We start from the raw sequence: 6,590 nt of genomic DNA on the forward strand, positions 1-6,590 counted from the left end.
GCACGGCCCTCATAAGGCACCGGAGCGAGGTCCTCCCGGTAGAACGGGAACTTCTCGTGCTCGGTCCCGATCCGGAAACGCGATTCCGGTTTCTCGCCGGCAGCGATCCAGGCAATCAGCTCCTCCTTGGAGCCGATCGGAGTCGAGTCGGACACATCGCGAGCCATGGGCGCTCCGGCAGAACAGGCAATAAAGCCAAGGCTCCCGGCGGCTGGGAGGCCGCGGGTTCAAGGCGTAGGGCGAACAGACATAGGCGAGAGCCGGACGCGCGACAACGACCCGGACCTTGCATTCGTGAAAGGGCGGCAAGCGCTGGCGGCAGGTCCGGCGCCGGAACGCTCAGTGCCGCCCCGCCCAATCGCCGAGCACCGCCTGCACGACGGCGAGCGCCGCGACGGCGGCGGTATCGGCCCGCAGGATGCGCGGACCCAGCGAAATCGCCAGCGTCTGCGGGCGCGCGGCGATCAGCCGGCGCTCGGCCTCGTCGAAGCCGCCCTCCGGCCCGATCAGCACCGCGAGCGGGCCGGCGGCATGGGCCTGCAGCGCCGCAATCGGGCTGCCCTGCTCCAGCCCCTCATCGCAGAAGATCAGCAGCCGGGCGGGGTCCAGCGCCGCGAGCGCGGCATCGAGCGAGGTCTCGGCCTCGATGCGCGGCAGGCTGAGGATGCCACATTGCTCGGCGGCCTCGACGGCATTGGCCCGCATCCGGTCGAGATTGAGCCGCGAGACCTGAGTGCGGCGGGTGATGACGGGCTGGAGCAGGCCCGCGCCCATCTCGACCGCCTTCTGCGCCATATAGTCGAGCCGCGCATGCTTCAGCGGCGCGAAGAGATAATGCAGGTCTGAGGGCGGCGGCTGATCCTTCACCCGGCGGTCGAGAATCAGCCGCGCCGCCTTGCGCCCCTCCGGCGCGACGCGGGCCAGCCACTCGCCGTCGCGCCCGTTGAAGACGAGGACCGCCCCATCGGCCTTGAGCCGCAAGACGTTGAGCAGATAATTCGACTGGTCCCGCTCCAGCGGCAGTTCACCGCCGGCAGCGAAAGCGGCATCGATGAAGAGCCGATGGCGTGCAAAATCGGGGATGGACATCGGCGAAGCCGCCTCCTGCATCTACAAATTTGTTGTGAGCAGCGCGAAAACCGCCACAATCCTCGCCTAACGGCAAGTGCTTCCTCCGAGATGGCAGATGGACTTGCAAGAGTCGTTGGCGTTAACAGCGCCTGCTGTTAAGGACATGTTCACAGATCGGCGCGACAGGCCGGCAAGCGGAGAAGGGAATCATGCGGCTCAGGACGGCTTCGGGATTGGCAGCGACATTGGGCCTCGCCATGGCATCGCTCGTGATCGCCTCCCCGGCCAGCGCGCAGGTTTCCGGCTGCGAGCCGCTGCAGAAGCTGCTGACGACGCGCCAGGCGATGGTGGCCAAGATCACCGCCGCGCAGAAGGCCAAGCGCAAGATGACGCCGCAGGAGGCATGCAGCACCTTCGGCTCGCTCGTGAACAACGGCAACGAGACGCTGAAATTCGCGTCCGCCAACCAGGACTGGTGCCAGATCCCGGCCACGTTCATCGAGGGGCTCAAGAACGACAACGCGCGAATCGGGACGTTTCGCGGCCAGGCCTGCAATGCTGTGAAGCAGCAGGCGGCGATGYAGCGGCGCGCCCAGCAGCAGGCCCAGAGCGCCAACCCCTTCGGCGGCGCGGATTCGATCACCAGCGGCGCCGGTGGCGGGCTGAAGGTCCCACAGGGCGCGCTCTAAGACGGAAGGCGGGCCGGCCATGGCGGACCCTGTCCACGCCGGTCCCACGCCGGGGCGCGACGCGCTCCATTCCGGCGCCTCCTTGCCGGATGCCCCCCTCCCCGACGCGCTGAGCGGTCACTGGGTCGATACGCGCGCGCCGCGCGCGATCAGGCCCTATCTCAAGCTCGCGCGGATCGAACGGCCGATCGGCTGGTGGCTCATTCTGCTTCCGTGCTGGTGGGCGGCGGGGCTGGCCGCGATCGCGGCGGGGCAGCCCTACCCCAATCCCTGGTACTGCCTGCTCTTCCTGATCGGCGCCGTGCTGATGCGCGGAGCGGGCTGCACCTTCAACGACATCATCGATCGCAAGCTCGATGCCGAAGTCGCACGCACGCGCGGCCGCCCGCTGCCCTCCGGGCAGGTCACGGTCGCGGCGGCAGTGCTGTTCATGGTCGCGCAGGCGCTCGCCGCCCTGCCGGTACTGCTGCAGTTCAACCGCTTCACGGTCCTGCTCGGCATCGGTTCGCTTGCGATCGTGGCGATCTATCCGTTCATGAAGCGCATCACCAACATGCCGCAATTCGTGCTCGGCCTCGCCTTCTCCTGGGGCGCGCTGCTCGGCTGGAGCGCCGTGTTCGGCCGACTCGACGCGCCGGCCTACCTCACCTACGCCGCCGCCATCGCCTGGACGGTCGGCTACGACACGATCTATGCGATGCAGGATATCGAGGACGACGCCATCGCCGGCATCAAATCGAGCGCGCGCTATTTCGGCGACCATACGCGCGAGGCCGTCGCGCTCTGCTTCGCCCTGACGGCTGTGCTCAGCGGCATCGCGATCTGGCTGGTCAATGGCGGGGCCTTCGCCTGGCTCGGCTTTGCCGCCTTCGTCGGCCATCTCGGCTGGCAAGTGACGCGGATCGAGGGCGCAAGCGCGGCGCAGGCGCTGATGCTGTTCCGCTCGAATCGGAATGCCGGGCTGCTGCTCGCCGCGGGGCTGGCGCTCGACGCGATCAGCCGGCACGCCTTCGCTTAATCGACCAGGCGCTCATTGGCGAGGACGACCGGCAGATCGGCCAGGCGGCCGGGCTTGCGGCGCGTCAGGAAGCGCGGGCGACGCCCGTTCAGGAAGGCATGGCGGCGGCGGATCCGCACCGGCCCCAGCGCGACGCGGCCGATCTGCGGGAACGGCTCGCTCACCGTGCCGTCGACGGATTCGAGCAGCAGCGGCAAGCCGCTGCGGCGACCGCAATCGCGCCAGAGCGCGACGGCATCGGCCTGATCGACGCTGGCGATCACGATCGAGCGCCCGTCACCGGCCGTCAAAGCGAGCTCGAAGCGCTCATCCTCGCCCGTCGGATTGGCAAGCCGCAGCGCAACGCCGCTCCACCCCGCCGAGGCGCGCAAAATCCGCACGGAGCCGACGCGCTCGATGCCCGGCGCCGATGGCTGGCGCGGCATCGGGTTGCGGGGGACGATCGCTGTGGTGAACGGCCCACCGGAGAGATGCGGCACAAAACCGCTCTCTCCGGCGACCGGCGTGACGCTGGCCATCGGTAATAACGCCTTTCCTAATCCCTGCTGCAACGGAGTCCTCTGTCGGATGCGGGACTCTCGTGCTTGCCGGGTGAGGATGTGCCGCAGGCGTGTCCGAGCGCTTAAGGGGTTGGGTTAAAGGAGCGTGATTTCCGCTCTATCGGGGCCAAGATGGCCCCTTTTCTGCATGATGCTTGACGGAATCTTTCAGCCCGATGGCGCATTTTCGGCTTGAAACCGCGGCATTCGCATTCGATAGGGAAGCCATGAGCGCATCCACGCTACCCATCGCCGCCGACCTCCTGAAGGCGGCGAGCGAGAGCTGCCTCGAAGCCGGAAGCCTCGCCCTCGATCTGTTCCGACCGGGAGAGCAGACCGCCGCGCGGACCTGGGCCAAGAGCGGCGGCTCGCCGGTGACGGAAGCCGATATCGGCGTCGACACCTTCCTGCGCGTGCGCCTCTCGGCGCTGCTGCCCGAAGYCGCCTGGCTCTCCGAGGAAACGGTGGACGACGCGCTGCGCCTGACGCGCCGCTTCGTCTGGGTGGTCGACCCGATCGACGGCACGCGCGCCTATATGAGCGGCTCGCCGGACTGGGCCGTCTGCGTGGCGCTGCTCGACGAGGGCGTGCCGATCCTCGGCGTCGTGCATGCTCCGGCCTGCGCCGCGACCTACACCGCCATTGCCGGGAGCGGCGCGAAGCGCAATGGCGAAGCCATCCGGGCTTCGTCGGGCCGGACGCTCGCCGGCGCCAGGATCGCCGGGCCGAAGCCGATGCTCGACGCGCTGGCGCGGGTGCAGCCTTTCGAGGCGGTCGGCAAGATCCCCTCCCTCGCCTTGCGGCTCACCCGCATCGCCGACGGCACGATCGATGCCGGGCTGATCTCGCCCGATGCGCGCGACTGGGACCTCGCCGCGGCCGACCTCGTGCTGCGCGAGGCCGGCGGCCGGCTGAGCGGCGGCGATGGCGGGCCGGTGACCTATAACCGCCCCGTGCCGGTTCACGGCATGCTGGTCGCCAGTTCCGATGCGCTCGCGGCGCCCTTGCTCAATGCTCTCGAGCAATTGCGCGGTCAGCCGCAGCCGAGCTGAACTTTTTCATCTAAGACGCGGCCACCCGGCTCGCGCCCGCGCGCGGGATGGCTTATGGGGGCGCGGACCAATCCTGCTGGAGAGAACGATGAGCGCGGAACCGGACCAGAAGCAGCTTCTCCATCTCGTCTTCGGCGGCGAGCTCGACTCGCTCGACGGCGTCACCTTCAAGGACCTGTCGAAGCTCGACATCGTCGGTATTTTCCCGAACTACGCCAGTGCCCATATGGCCTGGAAGGCCAAGGCGCAGCAAACGGTCGACCAAGCGCAGACACGTTATTTCGTCGTGCATCTGCACCGCCTGCTCGATCCCGACGCGACCAAGGCCTGAGACCGAGATACCGATTCCCGATTCCGCATCGGGCCGAAAGCCGAAAGCGTTTTTCGGCCCGATGCATGAGACAAGAGGCAGATGGGTTTTTCGATCCTCAAGACACGCGTGGCGCAAGAAGCGCTCGGCCGGCTTCTGGCCGGCTATCTGCGCCTGGTGCGGCGCACGAACCGGATCGTATTCGAGCCTGCCGACATCTATGACCATGTCCGGCCGGAGCTGCCGGTCATCTATGCGATGTGGCACGGCCAGCACATCATGATCCCCTTCGCGCGGCCGGATTGGATGCCGGCGGSCTCGCTGGTCTCGCGCCAYGGCGATGGCGGCTTCAACGCCGTGGCGCTGCGCGAACTCGGCATCGGCTCGATCCGCGGCTCGGGCGCACGCGGCCGCCGGAAGGTGCGCGAGAAGGGCGGCGCCGGCGCCTTCCTCGCCATGGTGAAGCGGCTCGCAGCCGGCGTCTCGATGGTGCTGACGGCCGATATCCCGAAGCAGGCCCGCGTCGCGGGGCCTGGCATCGTGGCGCTGGCGCGCGCCTCCGGCCGGCCGATCCGCGCCGTCGCGGTGGTGACCAGCCGCCGCGTCGATTTCAACAGCTGGGACCGTGCCTCGATCGGCCTGCCCTTCGGGCGCTGCGCCATCGTGGTGGGCGAACCGATCACGATCGCGCGCGACGCCGACGAGGCAACGCAGGAGGCGACGCGGCTCGCCGTGCAGGCCAGCCTCGACGCCGTCCATGCCCGCGCCTATGCGCTCGTCGGCGGCCGGGATCCCGGCGCCGGCCTGCGCGACGAGCAGGAAGCCCGGCGAACTCTGGCCGAGACGCCGGCATGAGCGGCAAGGGCGCCCTGATCCGAAGCTACCGGCTGGCGACCGCCCTGCTCGAACCGGCCGCGGCCGGACTGCTGCAATGGCGCCGCCGCCAGGGCAAGGAGGATGCGGAAAGGCTCTCCGAGCGGCGTGGCTACGCCACCGTCAAGCGTCCGAACCGCCCGCTGGTCTGGCTGCACGGGGCCAGCGTCGGCGAAACCGTGACGCTGCTGCCGCTGATCGCCAGGCTCCAGAAGCGCGGGCTCGCCGTGCTCGTGACCTCCGGCACGGTGACCTCGGCGCGGCTGCTCGCGGCGCGCCTCCCGGCCGGCGCCATCCACCAATATCTCCCGCTCGACGTGCCACGCTACATGCGTCGCTTCCTCGATCACTGGCAGCCGGAACTCTGCCTGATCTGCGAATCCGAGATCTGGCCGAACCTGCTGATCGAGGCGCAGCGCCGCAGCGTCCCGGTCGTGATGGTCAACGGGCGGATGTCGGAACGTTCCTTCGCGCGCTGGTACAAGCGGCCGCGCGCGGCGCGCTTCCTGCTCTCCTGCTTCGAGGCGTGCCTGGCGCAGTCGCAGGCCGATGCGGAGCGGCTGGCGCAGCTCGGTGCGCCGCGCGTCAGCGTCGCCGGCAACCTCAAATTCGACGTGCCGGCCCCGCCGGCCGACCCCGACACGCTCGCCATCCTCGACGGCATGACGACGGGGCGCCCGGTCTGGATCGCCGCCAGCACGCATCCGGGCGAGGACGAGCTCGTGCTCTCCGYCCATCTCGCGCTGAGATCCCACCTGCCGAAGCTGCTCACCATCGTCGCCCCGCGCCATCCGCAGCGCGGTGCCGAGATCGAGGCGCTGGCGCAGGCCAACGATGTCGGCGTCGCGCGCCGCGCCGCCGGCGAAAGCCCGGAACGCGATGTCGAATTCTACGTCGCCGATACGCTGAACGAGCTCGGCCTGCTCTACAGGCTGTCTCAGGTCGCCTTCCTCGGCGGCTCGCTGGTCGAGGGCATCGGCGGGCATAACCCGATCGAGCCGGCCAAGCTCGGCTGCGCGCTGCTGCACGGCCCTTACG

The 6,590-nt window shown here is 69.1% G+C and carries 8 protein-coding genes and 1 pseudogene; 6 read left to right on the plus strand and 3 right to left on the minus strand.

Annotated features, from left to right (window positions below; all coding sequences use genetic code 11):
• Together AB4Y99_RS23955 and AB4Y99_RS23960 are read right to left on the minus strand one after the other, a co-directional pair.
• Nucleotides 1-167 (minus strand): annotated as a pseudogene (locus AB4Y99_RS23955) (glutamate--cysteine ligase); the annotation flags it as partial.
• Nucleotides 168-339: 172 nt separating this feature from the next.
• Nucleotides 340-1,089 carry a 16S rRNA (uracil(1498)-N(3))-methyltransferase gene (locus AB4Y99_RS23960; RefSeq protein ID WP_441525080.1) on the minus strand — a complete coding sequence of 250 codons (750 nt, stop codon included), beginning with the start codon at nt 1,087-1,089 and terminating at the stop codon, nt 340-342.
• Nucleotides 1,090-1,280: 191 nt separating this feature from the next.
• Between AB4Y99_RS23960 and AB4Y99_RS23965 the strand changes: the two genes are divergently transcribed.
• Nucleotides 1,281-1,760, plus strand: a complete 480-nt coding sequence (locus tag AB4Y99_RS23965; protein WP_441525081.1) for a hypothetical protein — start codon at nt 1,281-1,283, stop codon at nt 1,758-1,760.
• A gap of 19 nt (nt 1,761-1,779) precedes the next feature.
• Nucleotides 1,780-2,778 (plus strand): 4-hydroxybenzoate octaprenyltransferase, encoded by a 999-nt coding sequence (gene ubiA / locus AB4Y99_RS23970; RefSeq protein WP_441525082.1) that lies wholly within the window; start codon nt 1,780-1,782, stop codon nt 2,776-2,778.
• Here the strand turns inward: ubiA and AB4Y99_RS23975 are convergent.
• A complete protein-coding gene (locus AB4Y99_RS23975) occupies nt 2,775-3,296 on the minus strand; it encodes a DUF6101 family protein (RefSeq protein ID WP_112762929.1) in 522 nt (173 codons plus the stop codon). The two genes, ubiA and AB4Y99_RS23975, sit on opposite strands and share 4 nt — an antisense overlap.
• 248 nt (nt 3,297-3,544) lie before the next feature.
• Here AB4Y99_RS23975 and AB4Y99_RS23980 point away from each other — a divergent pair, with 248 nt between their 5' ends.
• The 4 genes from AB4Y99_RS23980 to AB4Y99_RS23995 all read left to right on the plus strand — a co-directional run.
• Nucleotides 3,545-4,369: a 3'(2'),5'-bisphosphate nucleotidase CysQ gene (locus AB4Y99_RS23980; protein ID WP_441525083.1), complete on the plus strand. Its 825-nt coding sequence runs from the start codon at nt 3,545-3,547 to the stop codon at nt 4,367-4,369.
• An 88-nt stretch (nt 4,370-4,457) separates the two neighbouring features.
• The gene (locus AB4Y99_RS23985) at nt 4,458-4,700 is read left to right on the plus strand and encodes a DUF4170 domain-containing protein (protein WP_038360861.1); all 243 of its coding nucleotides are present in this window, start codon (nt 4,458-4,460) and stop codon (nt 4,698-4,700) included.
• Between the two features lie 81 nt (nt 4,701-4,781).
• A complete protein-coding gene (locus AB4Y99_RS23990; protein WP_441525084.1) occupies nt 4,782-5,534 on the plus strand; it encodes a lysophospholipid acyltransferase family protein in 753 nt (250 codons plus the stop codon).
• Nucleotides 5,531-6,590, plus strand: a 1,060-nt coding sequence (locus tag AB4Y99_RS23995; RefSeq protein ID WP_441525085.1) for a 3-deoxy-D-manno-octulosonic acid transferase, incomplete at its 3' end; no start/stop codon positions are given. The genes AB4Y99_RS23990 and AB4Y99_RS23995, both read left to right, overlap by 4 nt.

Source organism: Allobosea sp. TAB14 (assembly GCF_052113865.1).
GTDB classification, from domain to species: Bacteria; Pseudomonadota; Alphaproteobacteria; order Rhizobiales; family Beijerinckiaceae; genus Allobosea; species Allobosea spartocytisi.

Excerpts from the sequence above, each read along its gene's own strand:
- AB4Y99_RS23960 (WP_441525080.1), bottom strand. The coding sequence starts at position 1,089 with ATGTCCATCCCCGATTTTGCACGCCATCGGCTCTTCATCGATGCCGCT.
- ubiA (WP_441525082.1), top strand. The coding sequence starts at position 1,780 with ATGGCGGACCCTGTCCACGCCGGTCCCACGCCGGGGCGCGACGCGCTC.
- AB4Y99_RS23975 (WP_112762929.1), bottom strand. The coding sequence starts at position 3,296 with ATGGCCAGCGTCACGCCGGTCGCCGGAGAGAGCGGTTTTGTGCCGCAT.
- AB4Y99_RS23985 (WP_038360861.1), top strand. The coding sequence starts at position 4,458 with ATGAGCGCGGAACCGGACCAGAAGCAGCTTCTCCATCTCGTCTTCGGC.